The sequence below is a fragment of the Marinomonas aquiplantarum genome, assembly GCF_003314975.1.
Classification (GTDB): domain Bacteria; phylum Pseudomonadota; class Gammaproteobacteria; order Pseudomonadales; family Marinomonadaceae; genus Marinomonas; species Marinomonas aquiplantarum.
In genome coordinates, this window is the sequence record NZ_QNRF01000002.1 from 518,102 (window position 1) to 532,999 (window position 14,898).

General features: G+C 44.7%; 15 protein-coding genes. 10 read left to right on the forward strand and 5 right to left on the reverse strand.

Annotation, left to right across the window (positions count from 1 at the left end):
- Positions 1 to 23: 23 nt before the first annotated feature.
- On the reverse strand, positions 24 to 284 hold the full coding sequence (locus tag DFP76_RS05780) for a hypothetical protein (protein ID WP_113873694.1): 261 nt from the start codon (positions 282 to 284) through the stop codon (positions 24 to 26).
- A gap of 427 nt (positions 285 to 711) precedes the next feature.
- Here DFP76_RS05780 and DFP76_RS05785 point away from each other — a divergent pair, with 427 nt between their 5' ends.
- The 3 genes from DFP76_RS05785 (at position 712) to DFP76_RS05795 (ending at position 3,465) form a co-directional block, all read left to right on the forward strand.
- Positions 712 to 2,424 carry an acetolactate synthase 3 large subunit gene (locus DFP76_RS05785; protein WP_113873695.1) on the forward strand — a complete coding sequence of 571 codons (1,713 nt, stop codon included), beginning with the start codon at positions 712 to 714 and terminating at the stop codon, positions 2,422 to 2,424.
- Positions 2,425 to 2,426: 2 nt separating this feature from the next.
- Complete coding sequence (gene ilvN, locus DFP76_RS05790; RefSeq protein ID WP_063333944.1) at positions 2,427 to 2,918, forward strand: acetolactate synthase small subunit; 492 nt, start codon at positions 2,427 to 2,429, stop codon at positions 2,916 to 2,918.
- Positions 2,919 to 3,009: 91 nt separating this feature from the next.
- Positions 3,010 to 3,465 carry an Lrp/AsnC family transcriptional regulator gene (locus tag DFP76_RS05795; protein ID WP_113873696.1) on the forward strand — a complete coding sequence of 152 codons (456 nt, stop codon included), beginning with the start codon at positions 3,010 to 3,012 and terminating at the stop codon, positions 3,463 to 3,465.
- Here the strand turns inward: DFP76_RS05795 and DFP76_RS05800 are convergent.
- Complete coding sequence (locus DFP76_RS05800; protein WP_113873697.1) at positions 3,459 to 4,334, reverse strand: DMT family transporter; 876 nt, start codon at positions 4,332 to 4,334, stop codon at positions 3,459 to 3,461. The two genes, DFP76_RS05795 and DFP76_RS05800, sit on opposite strands and share 7 nt — an antisense overlap.
- A 288-nt stretch (positions 4,335 to 4,622) precedes the next feature.
- On the opposite strand from DFP76_RS05800, the gene DFP76_RS05805 reads away from it, so the two are divergent.
- Positions 4,623 to 5,258 carry a LysE family translocator gene (locus DFP76_RS05805; RefSeq protein WP_113873698.1) on the forward strand — a complete coding sequence of 212 codons (636 nt, stop codon included), beginning with the start codon at positions 4,623 to 4,625 and terminating at the stop codon, positions 5,256 to 5,258.
- A 107-nt stretch (positions 5,259 to 5,365) separates the two neighbouring features.
- Here the strand turns inward: DFP76_RS05805 and luxS are convergent, their stop codons facing one another.
- Both luxS and yjeH read right to left on the reverse strand, forming a co-directional pair.
- Positions 5,366 to 5,878 carry an S-ribosylhomocysteine lyase gene (luxS, locus tag DFP76_RS05810; protein ID WP_113873699.1) on the reverse strand — a complete coding sequence of 171 codons (513 nt, stop codon included), beginning with the start codon at positions 5,876 to 5,878 and terminating at the stop codon, positions 5,366 to 5,368.
- Between the two features lie 66 nt (positions 5,879 to 5,944).
- Entirely contained in the window at positions 5,945 to 7,219 is a 1,275-nt protein-coding gene (gene yjeH, locus DFP76_RS05815; protein ID WP_113873700.1) for an L-methionine/branched-chain amino acid transporter, read from the reverse strand.
- A gap of 150 nt (positions 7,220 to 7,369) precedes the next feature.
- Between yjeH and DFP76_RS05820 the strand changes: the two genes are divergently transcribed.
- On the forward strand, positions 7,370 to 7,798 hold the full coding sequence (locus DFP76_RS05820) for an Lrp/AsnC family transcriptional regulator (protein ID WP_113873701.1): 429 nt from the start codon (positions 7,370 to 7,372) through the stop codon (positions 7,796 to 7,798).
- Positions 7,799 to 7,871: 73 nt separating this feature from the next.
- Here DFP76_RS05820 and argC read toward each other — a convergent pair whose 3' ends face one another.
- The gene (gene argC, locus DFP76_RS05825; RefSeq protein WP_113873702.1) at positions 7,872 to 8,903 is read right to left on the reverse strand and encodes an N-acetyl-gamma-glutamyl-phosphate reductase; all 1,032 of its coding nucleotides are present in this window, start codon (positions 8,901 to 8,903) and stop codon (positions 7,872 to 7,874) included.
- A 176-nt stretch (positions 8,904 to 9,079) separates the two neighbouring features.
- Between argC and DFP76_RS05830 the strand changes: the two genes are divergently transcribed.
- From DFP76_RS05830 to DFP76_RS05850, 5 genes are all read left to right on the forward strand, one after another.
- The gene (locus DFP76_RS05830; RefSeq protein WP_245931879.1) at positions 9,080 to 10,753 is read left to right on the forward strand and encodes a chloride channel protein; all 1,674 of its coding nucleotides are present in this window, start codon (positions 9,080 to 9,082) and stop codon (positions 10,751 to 10,753) included.
- A 56-nt stretch (positions 10,754 to 10,809) separates the two neighbouring features.
- On the forward strand, positions 10,810 to 12,093 hold the full coding sequence (hemL, locus tag DFP76_RS05835; RefSeq protein WP_113873704.1) for a glutamate-1-semialdehyde 2,1-aminomutase: 1,284 nt from the start codon (positions 10,810 to 10,812) through the stop codon (positions 12,091 to 12,093).
- Between the two features lie 26 nt (positions 12,094 to 12,119).
- Positions 12,120 to 12,905 carry a CDP-diacylglycerol--serine O-phosphatidyltransferase gene (gene pssA, locus DFP76_RS05840; RefSeq protein ID WP_113873705.1) on the forward strand — a complete coding sequence of 262 codons (786 nt, stop codon included), beginning with the start codon at positions 12,120 to 12,122 and terminating at the stop codon, positions 12,903 to 12,905.
- Positions 12,906 to 13,014: 109 nt separating this feature from the next.
- Positions 13,015 to 14,007 carry a protein-methionine-sulfoxide reductase catalytic subunit MsrP gene (msrP, locus tag DFP76_RS05845; protein ID WP_113873706.1) on the forward strand — a complete coding sequence of 331 codons (993 nt, stop codon included), beginning with the start codon at positions 13,015 to 13,017 and terminating at the stop codon, positions 14,005 to 14,007.
- A 1-nt stretch (position 14,008) separates the two neighbouring features.
- Entirely contained in the window at positions 14,009 to 14,617 is a 609-nt protein-coding gene (locus tag DFP76_RS05850; protein WP_113873707.1) for a protein-methionine-sulfoxide reductase heme-binding subunit MsrQ, read from the forward strand.
- The last annotated feature ends 281 nt before the right edge of the window (positions 14,618 to 14,898 follow it).

Consider the following 14,898-nt stretch of genomic DNA (forward strand, 5'->3'; position numbering starts at 1 on the left):
CCTAGCGAAAGTCAGTGTGATTATTAGTAAAGCAAGGCATCGCCTTTCACGACGTCCATTAACAGTTTGATAAACATACGATCCGCTTCCGTATGTTCTTCTTGGATTTTCAACGTCGTCTGGCTAGATACTTCTTCCGCAATGCGTTGATAAGCATTTGGCTCATTGATATTTTCTTTGGCAATGCGAACTAATTCAGAGGCCAGTTTTGGGTCCATTAATAATTTACGGAAACAGCGTAAGAACTCGTCGATGATGCGTTGTTGGTTTAGTTCACTAGCCATGTTAAAACTCCTAATCATATAATCTGCGTATGACACCATGAAGCGTGTATTAGAGCAAGTTTTTCTGTTTGTTTTTGTGCATTGCTGTTGACAATATATCGCCTCAAAGCGAGAATTGACCTCCTATAAATCGACACCATCCTGTCGATAAGGTCATATCTTTGAGCCACTAGCTCATTTCAATCAGAGTCAGTCTGATAAGCACAAGCATAACATGACGCAATATCGTTATTTTATGCTTCTCCTCGCGAAAAGACGCGGGCAGTGTAAAAACTGCGATTTATTGCGTTTGAGTGTTCTTTTTTTAAAGTTACCTCAGTTAGTTCAGCAAACTTCGTTCTATCAACTTTAATCTGCTTGTCGTATGCGGTTACAATAGCCGCACTTATAATTTTAATAGCAGATAAATACTATAGAGGGTAACAAGGTGGAGTTATTATCCGGTGGTGAAATGATCGCCCGCTTCCTCAAAGATGAGGGAGTTGAATATATCTATGGTTATCCAGGTGGTGCCGCACTTCACATTTACGATGCTTTGCATCGTCAATCTGATGTTAAGCACGTTCTGGTTAGGCATGAACAAGCGGCTACCCACATGGCAGATGGTTATGCGCGCGCGACAGGTAAAGCTGGCACAGTGCTAGTTACCTCTGGCCCTGGCGCAACCAATACGGTTACTGGTATTGCGACCGCTTACATGGACTCTATCCCAATGGTGGTTATCTGTGGTCAGGTAATGAGTTACCTGATTGGTGAAGATGCCTTCCAAGAAACCGACATGGTCGGTGTTTCGCGTCCTATCGTAAAACACAGCTTTACGGTAAAGCATCCTTCTGAAATCCCCGCCATCATGAAAAAGGCGTATTACATCGCATCCAGTGGTCGCCCTGGCCCTGTTGTTATCGATGTGCCAAAAGACATGACTATGCCGGGTGAGAAATTTGAATACAAATACCCTGAGTCGGTTTCGTTGCGTTCTTATACGCCACCAACAAAAGGTCACAGTGGTCAGATCAAAAAAGCGGTTGAGTTGTTATTGGCTGCTAAGCGTCCGGTTATTTACGCTGGTGGCGGTGTCATCATGGGTGGTGCGTCGGATCTATTAGTTAATTTAGCCAAATCCTTAAATGTACCTGTGACAAATACCTTGATGGGCTTGGGTGCTTACCCAGGTACGGATCGTCAATTTGTCGGTATGTTAGGCATGCACGGTAGTTACGAAGCCAACATGACCATGCATCACAGTGATGTGATCTTGGCGGTGGGGGCGCGTTTTGATGATCGTGTGACCAATGATCCTGACCAATTCTGCCCGGGTGCAAAAATCATTCATATTGATATTGACCCTGCCGCTATTTCTAAGACAATTCGTGCCGATGTGCCAATTGTCGGTCCTGTTACTCAGGTGCTAGAAGAAATGCAGTCATTAGTGGCTGGCGAGCAGAGCAATACTGAAGCCTTGGAAACTTGGTGGAGGCAGATTGATGAGTGGCGCGCTGTACACGGCGGTCGATACGATACGAGTGGTGAGCAAATTAAACCGCAAGCGGCCATTGAAGCTTGCTGGCGTGCCACAAAAGGAGACGCATTTGTGGCTTCAGATGTGGGTCAACACCAGATGTTTGCGGCTCAGTATTACAAGTTTGACAAGCCAAATCGCTGGGTAAACTCAGGTGGCTTGGGCACCATGGGCTTTGGTTTGCCAGCGGCTATGGGTGTCAAAATGAACTTCCCTAAAGAAACCGTGGTTTGTGTGACAGGTGAAGGCAGTATTCAGATGAATATTCAGGAGCTGTCTACTTGTTTGCAATACGGTTTGCCGGTGAAGATTCTATGTCTTAACAATGGCTATCTTGGCATGGTTCGCCAATGGCAAGATATGAACTATGAAGGTCGTTATTCTAATTCTTACTTGGATTCATTACCGGACTTCAAAGTGCTGATGGATGCATACCGTCATAAGTATGTTGAAATTCGTAGTAAAGACGAGTTAGACGCGAAAATGGAAGAAGCCTTTGCAATGGAAGATCAATTGGTCTTCATCAATTGCTATGTGGATCCAGAAGAGCACGTTTATCCAATGCAAGTGCCACGCGGCTCTATGCGCGATATGTTCTTGAGTAAGACGGAGCGAACCTAATTATGCGACATATTATTTCTGTATTAATGGAAAATGAGCCTGGTGCTTTGTCGCGCGTAGTTGGTTTGTTTTCTCAGCGAAACTTTAATATCGAGTCTTTGAACGTTGCGGCAACGGACGATCCAACCTTGTCTCGCTTAACTCTGACAACATTTGGTTCGGATCAAGTAGTTGAGCAAATCACGAAACAGCTAAACAAGTTGATTGATGTGGTTAAGCTGGTGGATTTGACCGAAGGGCAGCACATTGAGCGTGAAATGATGTTGGTGAAAGTACGTGCAACGGGCGCTCAGCGAGCGGAAGTGAAGCGTACGGTTGATATCTTTCGTGGGAACATCGTGGACATGACGCCGTCTATCTATACCGTTCAAATCGTCGGTGAGTCCGACAAATTGGATGGTTTCCTACAAGCATTAGGTGGAGCACACCTGCTTGAGGTCGTCCGAACGGGTGTTTCTGGTATTGCTCGTGGTGAGAAGACATTGTCTCTTTGATAGTGGACTAACTGTACAACAGCTTGCCACTTTTAAAAGCCGCGATTTATCGCGGCTTTTTTATTTTGAAGCCCTTTGATAGGAAAGCAATGTGGATAAAACGAATTGGAAGTTACTCAAAGCGTTAGAAGAAAATGCGCGATTGACTTACGCAGAGCTGGGCAAACTAGTGCATTTGTCGGCTCCTGCTGTTGCTGAGCGGGTTCGTAAGCTAGAGGAGGCTGGTGTGATTACTGGGTATCGCGCGCAAGTGAACCTAGAGAAAGTAGGCATTCCCATCACAGCTTTGGTGGAGTGTCAGGTCTACCGTACTAAGGAAAGGGAGTTCAAAGCCTTGGTGATGAGTCTAGATGAAGTGTTGGAGTGCTACAACGTTACAGGGCCTTATGCCTTTGTGCTTCGTGTCGGTGTTCGTTCCATGTCAAAACTTGACCAATTACTAGAGCGACTAATTGATCTGAGTGACACCAATACCATGATGATTATGTCGACGCCGGTCTCTCGTGAGATGCCGGCGGACGTTGAAAAAGCGCCGGAAACTTACTGAGCTAAGCTAGCTGTTGGCTTATTTTGACGTGGCCATTGGCTGATGATCATGCCAAAAAAGATCAAGGCACAGCCCATAAATTCACGTGTTGATAAGTACTCATCCATTAACAGCCAGCCCCCAATAGCGGCGAAAACGGCTTCTGTTGATAAGATTAAAGCCGCCGAACTTGGGGCAACATTCTTTTGTCCTAGGGTTTGCAAAGAATACGCGATGGCAGAAGAGGCAATACCGGCATAAACCAATGGAAGCCAGCTTTGTTGAATATTTTGCCAAGTTGGCTGTTCTGTTAACAACGCCAGAATCCAAGAAAATACTGCAACAATGACGAGCTGTACGATTGAAAAGCTAATGATTGGCACTTTACGCGAATAGTAACCTACCACCAAAACGTGTGCCGCCCAGAAAAAAGCCCCTGCTAACTCAATCGCATCGCCTTTTTGAATGCTTAAGTTGGGGCCAACGGTGAGCGTGTATAGCCCGACAACAGCAAGACCGATCCCTAACCAGGTATGACGTTCAATGGCGTGTTTTAAAAACAAGCCAACAATCGGCACAATTAGCATGTACATAGTGGTGATAAAACCTGCGTTGGCGGCTGTGGTGTAGAGCAAACCAATTTGTTGCAAGGTCGCACCAGAAAATAGAATCAATCCGGCGATGGCGCCAGCTTTTATGGTCAAGCCAATGTCTGCTTTACGATGACGCTCAAATAGATAAGCCAATGGCAGCATGGATAAAGCTGCTAAGGTAAAGCGAGCCGCATTAAAGCTGTATGGGCCGAGGGATTCCATTCCAACGCTTTGCGCGACAAAGGCAAAGCCCCAAATAGTAGCCGTTAGCCACAGAAATAAATGGGAAATCGTCATCTTTTTTCTCTTGTTTAAAAAGTGGATAAATCGTCTTTTGATACGAGGGAAAAATTGTAGATTTTAGTTGTGTTTTGCGACATAACAAAGACAAAGTAACGCAAGGGGTTAGCTTTAGATTCGAAGGAAATGATAGCGACTGACTTACGAATAGATGGCGGCACTTTAGCGGATGAAAAAACGCTGTATGGAATGCTATAAAAGGGTTGGCAGAAAATGAAACTCAAGGTAAAGTGGCGCCCCTTTTGATGGTTTTCTGAACAGACGGTAGTGTAGGAGTAAGCTAAAGTGACCTTGAGTTTATGGTTAACGATCGCCCCTTTAATAATGTTGTTGTCGCTTGGGCCTGGTCCGAATAATTTCACTGCGATGCATAATGGAATGCAGTTTGGTGCCGTGCCTGCAGTGATTGCTGTATTTGGGCGTAATTTGGCGTTCAGTATCTTGATGCTAGTATCGGCATTGGGCTTAGGAGCTATTATTGTATCGTCTGTATTTTGGTTTGGTGTCATTAAGTGGCTGGGTGTGGTGTATCTTTTCTATATTGGTGTGAAAACCTGGCGGAGTGCGGCAACCGCTTTACAGGAACACGAATCGGAAAATGGTGTGCGGGCAAAATCCAATCACTTTGCCAGAATGCGTCAGGAATTTCTGGTTGCTGTGAGTAACCCCAAAGCCATTTTGTTGTTTACTGCGATTTTTCCACAGATGTTGGATTTGACCCAGCCGGTGCCTATGCAGTTCTTCTGGATGGGAGTGACCTTCTGTGTGACTGAATTTATTGCTGCTTATGTCTATGCATTGGGTGGCAAGCAAATTCGCCGTTTGATTAAGAAACCAAGTGGTATGAAAAATCTTAACCGTGGAATGGGAGGCGTGTTTGTCCTCGCTAGCGCCTTTTTAGCTACTGCGACGCGCTCTTGAGTTTGTTTCCCGTTTGGACTTTTTGTCGCTTTAAACAGTGAAAAGGTTAAGCATTAAAAAAGGTGACCTGAGTCACCTTTTTTTGTTTAGCAAAGATCTTGTTGTGTTTAACTGTGATCTTTCAGAAACTCGTCGCTCAGGTAAAGCTCGTCGTTACTGTTGACCTTAACATCGCGCTCTAAAATCATCGACGCAATTTTCTGCGCTTCACCTAGAGAGTGCATCTCATACGTGCCGCATTGGTATTCGTTTAACTCAGGAATGTCCGCTTTGGCTTTAACACCTAGTACGTCTTGCATGGCATTTTTCCAAGCCGTTGCAACTTGCTCTTCAGATGGTGTGCCAATCAAGCTCATGTAAAAGCCAGTACGGCAACCCATGGGTGAAATATCAATGATCTCGACTTGGTCGCTGTTCAAATGATCACGCATAAAGCCTGCAAACAAATGCTCAAGTGTGTGAATACCAGTTTCAGATAGAATTTCTTTGTTTGGTACACAGAAACGTAGGTCAAAAACAGTGATTTCATCACCTTTTGGTGTCGACATGGATTTTGCAACGCGTACGGCCGGTGCATCCATACGTGTATGGTCAACACGGAAGCTGTCTAAAAGTGGCATAGATTCTCTCCTTTTCAGCCATAACGGAATGAGGTTATGGCGTGTGTAAAAATTAACTTAGCCGAATTATACATTAAGATCGATGGTTTTACTGCTGCTTTTGATGGATCTAATCCACTCGTAGCAGAGCGCTAAGCAAAACATAATCGCTGCAAATAACATGTTCTCACCGATGAAGAATGCCATAAAGCCACAGCTGCAGAGTGCCAATAAGGCGAGTAGTTTTAACTGCTTATTTAAAAGCTTAATTGCTGCGATGCAGGTTAGAGTGTAAATGAGCAGAAAGCTGCCATTGGTCATTTCAATAAACCACGCCATTTTCCAACCAGACAGTTCAGAGAATACAATAGACAGCAAGGTAATGGCGCATACCAAAAGGACGGCTTTTGCAGGTGATCCTTGGGCATTCAGTTGATTGAATTTTGATGGTAACGCGCCTTGTTGCGCCATAGATTGGACCATGCGGGAAAAGCCAAGAATGTAAATGGCCACATTGGCGAACGCAATCACATAAGCACCAACAGCAAAGATGCGGCTGCCAGTGTCTCCTAATAATTTACTGACCAGTAAGGCAAGAGATTGACTATTGGTCACCTCGTCACCATAAGTTTGATGCCAAGCAATCAATAGCACTAAGCTCAAATACGCAAGAATCACAATGGCAATGCCGCCTAGCAAGGCAATAGGAAAGTCGCGGGTGGGATTTTTGAACTCGGCCCCCATGTGCGCCATTACTTCAATGCCCAAAAAACACCAAAAAATGATACCAGTAGCGAAGAGTGTGGTTTGCCAGTCGGCCAAATTGCTAGGTGAGGCGATTACTTGTGTACTGGATTGAATGTCGCCTAATAAGCACAGCAGTATGATGGTGGCAATCATGGCGATGACCACACCACTTTGAAAGCGAGCTGAGGTTTGAATGCCTGCAATGGCAAATAGCATCATGCCAACTAGAGTGATTAAACTAAAAGTGAGTATCCAATTCTCAGTAACATTGAAGATAATGCTGAGATACGCTGCGGCGACTTTAATCGCGACCGCAGGGCCGACCAACAAAATGCTTAAGAATAACCAGCCGACGGCTTTTTCAATGCCGCCACCAAAGGCTCTTCCAATGTAATGAGACGCGCCGCCTGCAGAAGGGTATTTGGCACCTAAGAAAGCGAAGATAAAGGCAATGGGAATAATCATCCCAGCGGTAATCAACCAAGCGTAAAAAGCAAAAGAGCCGGCTTGTGCGACCGACATGGCTGGTAGGATCATTAGCCCTGTGCCGATAAAAGTCGTTACTGTCATTGCCATGCCCTGAAGTGGGCCGAGGGTTTTGTGGTATTGAGTCATGATGCGCCTTGATGAATAAGCTGTTTTTTAGTGGCTTCTAGCATAAAATAGGGCGCTTAATAAGAAACGATACAAGATGACGCTATTGAGGTGCAAAATGACGGAAGTTCCGTCACATTGTTTCTGGTGATGGTATATAAGAGGTGTTGAGTGGCGGATCAGTACGATCAAAAGATTCTGGCGTTATTAGTCGAAGATGCGCGTTTGTCTGTGTCGGATATCAGTCGGCAAGTGAATTTGTCACGTTCAGCGGTGACGGATCGTATCAGGCGCATGGAAGAGATTGGCACCATTACCGGCTATCATGCACATACGTCGGTTTCTAAAGAAGAGGGTGTGACAGCTTATCTGGCATTAACATTTCGCCCGCTATCTTGTGATTTGGTTCAACCCCTTATCGATGCGATACCTGAGGTGAAGTTGGCTCACTCTATCAGTGGTGATGTGGATTTGATGGTACTTGTGCAGGCTGCTTCCATGACTCGATTGCATCAGATACGCAGTGAGATGGATTCATGGCCCAATTTGGATAAGGTGGTGACACACATGTGCTTGGCTAAGCGTTTAGACCGCTGGTAATGGTGTTCTGGTTTACAGTGTTTGAGAAATATAAAAACGGACTTTAGTCCGTTTTTATATTTTGGGTTTTCTGTTAAGGCATCATACCTAGCGCGGTTAAGCCCATGTTTTCCGGTAAGTCCAACATAATGTTCATGTTTTGGATCGCTTGACCAGAAGCGCCTTTTACCAAATTGTCGATGACGGAAAGTACCACGACTTTGTCACCGCCTTGTGGACGATACACGGCAATACGACAGAAGTTAGCCCCTTTTGTGCTGCGAGTTTCTGGCAAGCTACCTGCTGGCATTACATCAACGAAAAACTCGTCTTTGTAACGTTCTTCGAATAAGTTTTGCAGATCAATGGAGGTGTCGATCAAGGTGGCATACATAGTAGAGTGGATACCACGAATCATAGGCACAAGATGAGGAACAAAAGTGAGCCCTACAGGCGTGTCAGTAACGGCTTGTAGTCCTTGTTTGATTTCTGGTAAATGACGGTGACCAGCTACGCCATACGCTTTAAAGCTCTCACTGGCTTCACATAGTAAAGACCCCACATTCGCACCACGACCAGCACCACTAACACCGGATTTCGCATCCGCGATTAAATGTGCAGGATCAATAACGCCGGCTTCTAGTAGCGGAATTAAACCCAATTGAGTAGCCGTAGGGTAGCAGCCAGGGTTGGCTACAAGTTGTGCGGTTTTGATGACGTCACGGTTGATTTCGGGTAATCCGTAAACCGCTTTGGCAACATAATCTGGTGTTCTATGATCCATGCCATACCATTTTGCCCACTCTACCGTGTCTTTGATACGGAAGTCTGCGCCCAAATCAACGACTTTTACGCCTCGATCAATTAATTCTGGAACTTGATCCATTGCCACGCCATGAGGTGTGGCAAAAAATACTAAGTCGCATTGCGCCAGTTCGTCTACACTTGGCGTTGTGAATCGTAAGTTGTAATGACCGCGTAAGCTTGGATAGATATCTGAAACCAGTTTGCCTTCTTCACTACGAGAAGTAATGGCCACCACGTCAACTTGAGGGTGGTTTGCAAGTAGTCTTAATAACTCGGCTCCGGTGTAACCCGTACCGCCAACGATACCTATTTTATACACGATGTTTTCCTATCTATTGATGCCTGTACTATTAGCCTGTACTGAGGCGATTGCGAATGTTTAATATAACTGATTGAATAGTGCACGAAATTTGCTCCCGTTAAAAGTGAGGAGGCGGTCTGAAAGGGTTAAATTTAAAGGAAAAGTGGCTAGCAGCGGCAAAATCTTATGATGACTTGTTTAAGTTGTCTGTATTGGGAGGCTTATGTGGCTTAGTGTGTGGTTTGGTCATGGCCTTTTTTTATTTGGTTATGTACATTCCCGCGCGTTATTTTATCAATATGGAGTTTGATTCCTTTACTTCATTGCCGTTGATCACTCGTATCTCTCTGCCTGTTCTGGCCTGCTTTCTGTTGGCCTTATTATTTCATTTTGTCCCGAAAGCGTATCACAAGGTTGGTGTGCCCTATGTGGTTGAGAGGCTAACCTATCATGGTGGACATTTGCCCGTGTGGAATGGGCTGATGCAATTTGTCTCTGCTGTTGTGGGGTTGCTTGGTGGTTTGTCGATGGGCAAAGAAGGGCCGGCTGTGCACCTTGGAGCCACTCTAGGAAGTGTATTAGCGGTGCGAGCAAAGTTGACCCAGTACGGTGTTGAAACCATGCTGGCTTGTGGTGTGGCTGGGGCCATATCGGCAATTTTTCAGACCCCATTAGCAGGTGTGTTGTTCGCTTTTGAAGTGATCTTCTTAGAATACCGACAGCATTTTGTGTTGCCAGTATTACTGTCTTCTGTGGTGGCGACCTTTGTTAGTCATTATCTTATTGGGCCGATGAATGTATTTGATATTAATGCATTGCATCATGTGACCTTATCACTGGAATTATTGGCTGCTTGCCTATTATTGGTGGTGATGATTGTCCTGCTGGTGGTGTTGTTTTTCCATACTCAAAAAATGGCTTGGCGTTTTAGTCAGATTTCTGTCTGGTGGCGCTTTTCCATCGTAGCTCTATTTACGGCGCTTGCAGCATCTTATTTGCCCGAAAGTTTGGGCATTGGTTATGGGTCTTTAAGTCGTCTATTGGTGGGCGATTTGTTTGTTTATGCTTTGTTGGTATTGATCTTAGTGAAAACCGTATTGACGGCCGTCACCATTGGTCTCGGTATTCCCGGTGGTATGATTGGACCGGCTTTCGTTATTGGTGGTATCGCTGGGGTCTTTGTTGCTTTAGTTTTTGGGGTGGAGGCGGATAATATCGCCTTGTTTGCTCTATTAGGAATGGCGGCTATGATGGCCGCCAGTTTTCAAGCACCGTTAACGGCTTTGGTTGCCATTATCGAAATGACGCAGTCTTCAGCAGCCATTGTGCCTGCTTTGTTTGTGATTGTGCTGTCTTGTCTTTTGCTAAGAGTGTTATTTCATCAAGAGTCCATTTTTGTCGAAAGGCTTAAGTTTATGGGGATGGCCTCTTCAATGAGCCCTTTTCGACGACATCTGCGGCAGCATAAAGTGTCTTCTGTCGCGGATGAGGTTATGGTCCTAGCGGTCAAGATTCCTCTTGAGCAAGTGAAAGATTTGGCTTCAAGTATGGTAAACTATGTGGTATTCAAAACTGATGGGCGTTGGTATTGGGTACATCGTGCTCATATTTTAGAAGCCTTACAAAATTTGGACATTGGCCCACAAGCTTGGCTTCGGTTTGATCAAGATGTGGGGGTGATGGATTTAAGGCTAGCGGTCTCATGTGAAGGTATTTTACAAATTGATGAGCCGTCGTCCTTAGAAGCTTTACTAGGTTGGTTTCAAGAAACCAGACAAAATGATGTATTAATTCGTTTATCGAATGCCACATATTGTGTGGTTTCAAAACATCGATTGGATCAATTTTTACTGAAACATGACGACTAAAAGCAGCCTTTTTTTCGTATGAATGAGAATATATTAGTAATAGGATTTAGCAAATTATGAGTCGTTCAGAAGATCTTTATGCACGCGCACAGCACCGAATCCCTGGTGGCGTTAACTCCCCCGTTCGAGCGTTTAATGGTGTTGGTGGGACGCCAGTGTTTTTTCAGCGTGGTGAAGGTGCGTATGTTTATGATGAAGATAAAAAACGCTATGTCGATTACGTTGGTTCTTGGGGGCCGATGATTTTAGGTCATTCTCATTCCGATGTGTTAGATGCTGTGCGCCAACAATTGGATTTCGGTTTAAGCTTCGGTGCGCCTACAGAGGTGGAAATCACCATGGCGGAGAAGGTGTGTGAATTGGTTCCTTCTATGGACATGGTGCGCATGGTCAACTCGGGTACAGAAGCAACTATGAGTGCGATTCGCTTGGCTCGTGGTTATACAGGCCGTGATAAAATCGTAAAGTTCGAAGGTTGTTATCATGGTCACTCTGATTCTTTGTTGGTAAAAGCTGGTTCCGGCGCTCTGACCTTAGGTGTGCCTAATTCACCAGGTGTACCGGCGGATCTTGCGCAACATACTATTACTTTGCAATACAATGATATTGATGGGGTTAAGCAATGTTTTGCTGACATCGGCGATCAAGTGGCTTGTATCATTGTCGAGCCAGTCGCTGGCAATATGAATTGCATCCCACCGGTAGTAGGTTTCTTAGAGTCCTTGCGCCAAGTGTGTGATGAATCTGGTGCGGTGCTGATTTTTGATGAGGTGATGACAGGTTTCCGTGTCGCCTTGGGTGGTGCTCAGGAGCATTATAATATTCAGCCAGATCTAACCACGTTAGGGAAGGTGATTGGTGCTGGTATGCCTGTTGGCGCTTTTGGTGGTAAACGCGAGATTATGGAATGCATTTCACCCTTAGGACCTGTCTATCAAGCTGGGACTTTGTCAGGTAATCCTGTCGCTATGGTGGCCGGTTTAGCCGTTCTAAATAAAATCAGTGAACCTGATTTCCATAAAACATTAGGTGAAAAGGCGACGCGTTTAGTTACCGGCTTAAAGGCCGCTGCGGATGAGGCTGGTGTGCCATTTTGTGTGGTGAGTGTTGGCGGTATGTTTGGTTTCTTTTTTACCGAGGCGGAGAAGGTCACTAGCTTTGCTCAGGTACAAGAGTGTGATTTGGATAAATTTAAAGCCTTTTTCCACTATATGTTGGAGGAGGGGGTATATTTTGCACCGGCCTCTTTCGAAGCTGGGTTTATCTCGCAAGCGCACACAAACGAAGACATTGATTTTACCATTGCAGCAGCAAAACGCGCGTTTGCTAAACTGAAGTAATTACATTGAAAAGAAGGTTATGTTAAATGCCTAATGATGACATTAAAGACCCCGAAATGGATAAATCGGATATAGACTCAGTGGAGGAAGCGGAAATTTGTGATGAGAAAAAGCAGCCTAGAAAAGAGGTTTACTTGCTGCCTAACTTATTCACAACAGCCGCTTTGTTTTCGGGTTTTTATTCCATTATCGCCGCGATGAATGGAGATTATGGTCATGCGGCCGTGGCGATCTTTATTTCCATGGTTTTTGATGGTTTGGATGGGCGTGTTGCTCGTCTGACTCATACGCAAAGTGCTTTTGGCGCGGAATACGATTCTTTGGCGGACATGGTGTCGTTTGGTATTGCGCCTGCGTTAGTCGCATTTACTTGGTCACTGGCGCCACTTGGAAAAGTAGGCTGGATCGCAGCGTTTATTTATGCCGTTGGCGCCGCCTTACGTTTAGCTCGTTTTAATACCATGCTAGGTGTCGAAGAAAAACGTTACTTCACAGGTTTGCCTAGTCCTGCCGCGGCCGCCATTGTGGCCAGTGTGATATGGGCGTCGAATGAAAGTGGTATCGCAGGTGAAACCCTATCCACTCTAATGGCGCTGTTGGTGCCTGTCGTTGGTCTTCTGATGGTGAGTAATGTCAAATACCGTAGTTTTAAAGACTTAAACCTTAAAGGTCGTGTGCCTTTTGTCGTGCTATTGATGGCGGTGTTGGTGTTAGTGTTGGTCGCGCTTGAGCCTTCATTGGTCCTGATGTCCGTATTCTGTTTATATGGGCTTTGGGGTATTGGTGGCATTGTTTTTAAATCTTTACGGTAATAATTTTCAACCTCAAACCGACTAAGCTATATCGAATAGATTTGTGTCGGTTTTGAACCTTTCTCTGCGGGCACACTCTATTAATTAAGTCTTCAAATAGAGGTGTGTCATGCAGATTAAAATTGCAAAAGCGTCGGATTGCCATGAAAGTAGTGTGACGCCTGAGTCTGTCTATTTAAATCGACGTCAATTTATGCAGGCGGGCCTGATCGGGGCAAGTTCTTTAGGCTTTTCCGGTCGCGTTCTAGCGGCGAATCAAGATGTTAGTCCTCTTGCTAATCCGGCTTCTCTTGAAGGGGCTTTTAATCGGTTAAGCAAAACGCCTTTCGGTCAATCCGAAACAGCGGCGCCTTATGATGTCGCAACCACCTACAATAATTTCTATGAATTTGGTTATGGTAAAAGTGATCCCGCGGATTATTCTGACGCCATGCAACCCTTTCCTTGGAAGATTCGAGTAGAAGGTGAAGCCGATAATACAGGGGATTTTGATGTTGAAGACTTCATAAAAGACAGTCAATTGGAAGAGCGTATTTATCGCTTAAGATGTGTTGAGGCTTGGTCCATGGTGATTCCTTGGATTGGCATACCGCTTGGCGAGTTTCTTAAGACGTTTCAGCCCAATTCAAAAGCGAAGTACGTATATTTTGAAACCTTGTATGACCCTAAACAAATGCCTGCCCAGAGAGGTAATGCATTAGATTGGCCTTACCGTGAAGGTCTGCGTATTGATGAGGCAATGAACTCACTGGCTTTCTTGGCGGTCGGTATGTATGGAAGTGTACTGCCTAACCAAAATGGCGCGCCGTTGCGCTTGGTTTTACCTTGGAAGTATGGTTTTAAAAGCATTAAATCAATTGTCACTATTCGTTTCGTTGAATCCATGCCACAAACAACATGGAATATGTTGGCTCCAAATGAATATGGTTTTTATGCAAATGTAAATCCAGGAGTCGATCATCCCCGCTGGTCACAAAAACAAGAGCGACGTTTACCCGGTGGCGTTCTCTTCCCTAATGTAATTGAAACGCAAATGTTTAATGGTTACCAAGAAGAAGTGGCGGGTCTGTATCAGGGAATGGATCTGACTCGGTATTACTAATATGACGCAGTTCTGGGACCGAAAAGAAAAACCTTGGATACTAATAGTGTTTAGTTTGCCGTTTCTGTGGATGTTGGTGTCTTTGCTAATGGGGCAATACTTTCCAGATCCTGGCAAAATCCTCATGCGACTTACTGGTATTTGGGCTTGTGTGTCACTGGTCTTAGTGCTCTTCATGACCCCGTTTACCAAATATACCCGATTTAAATTCTTAGCACGTTATCGACGCTTCATTGGTCTGTCGTCTTTTTTGTATGCCTTATTGCATATGATTTGCTACCTAGTGTTATTCGCTGGATTGAGTTGGACGTGGATCGCGAGTGACTTAATCGAAAAGCCTTACATTTATGCAGGGGTGGGGGCATTGGTGATTTTGACGGTGTTGGCTATCACTAGCCATAAGCGAATGATGAAAAAACTGGCGAAACGTTGGAAGCCACTGCATCGATCTATCTACTTGTCAGCTATATTGGTGTGGCTGCATTTATGGTGGCAAATAAAGAGTGATACCAGCATTCTTGTTTGGTTCAGCGTTTTTGCTATTCCATTGCTTCTTATACGAATTCCGCAAACTCAGAAGGTAAAAAAGTATTTTATAAAAAAGAATTAAAAAGTACTTGCTAAAAATCTGTAGATCCTTAATATACGCCCTCGCTGACACGGACAGGGCTTCACTCTCTAGCAGAGGGAAAGCAGCTTAAGTGTAACGGCAACGCTCTTTAAAATAGATAATCAGATAATTTGTGTGGGCGCTCGCTGGGGCTTCAAAAAAGAAATTGAAGTCTTACGAGAGTCTAACACGTCAATTCGCTTTATTAAGTAATTGTTAGTGTTTCGAGATTTGAGTGAGCAAACTTTTTAACTGAAGAGTTTGATCATGGCTCAGATTGA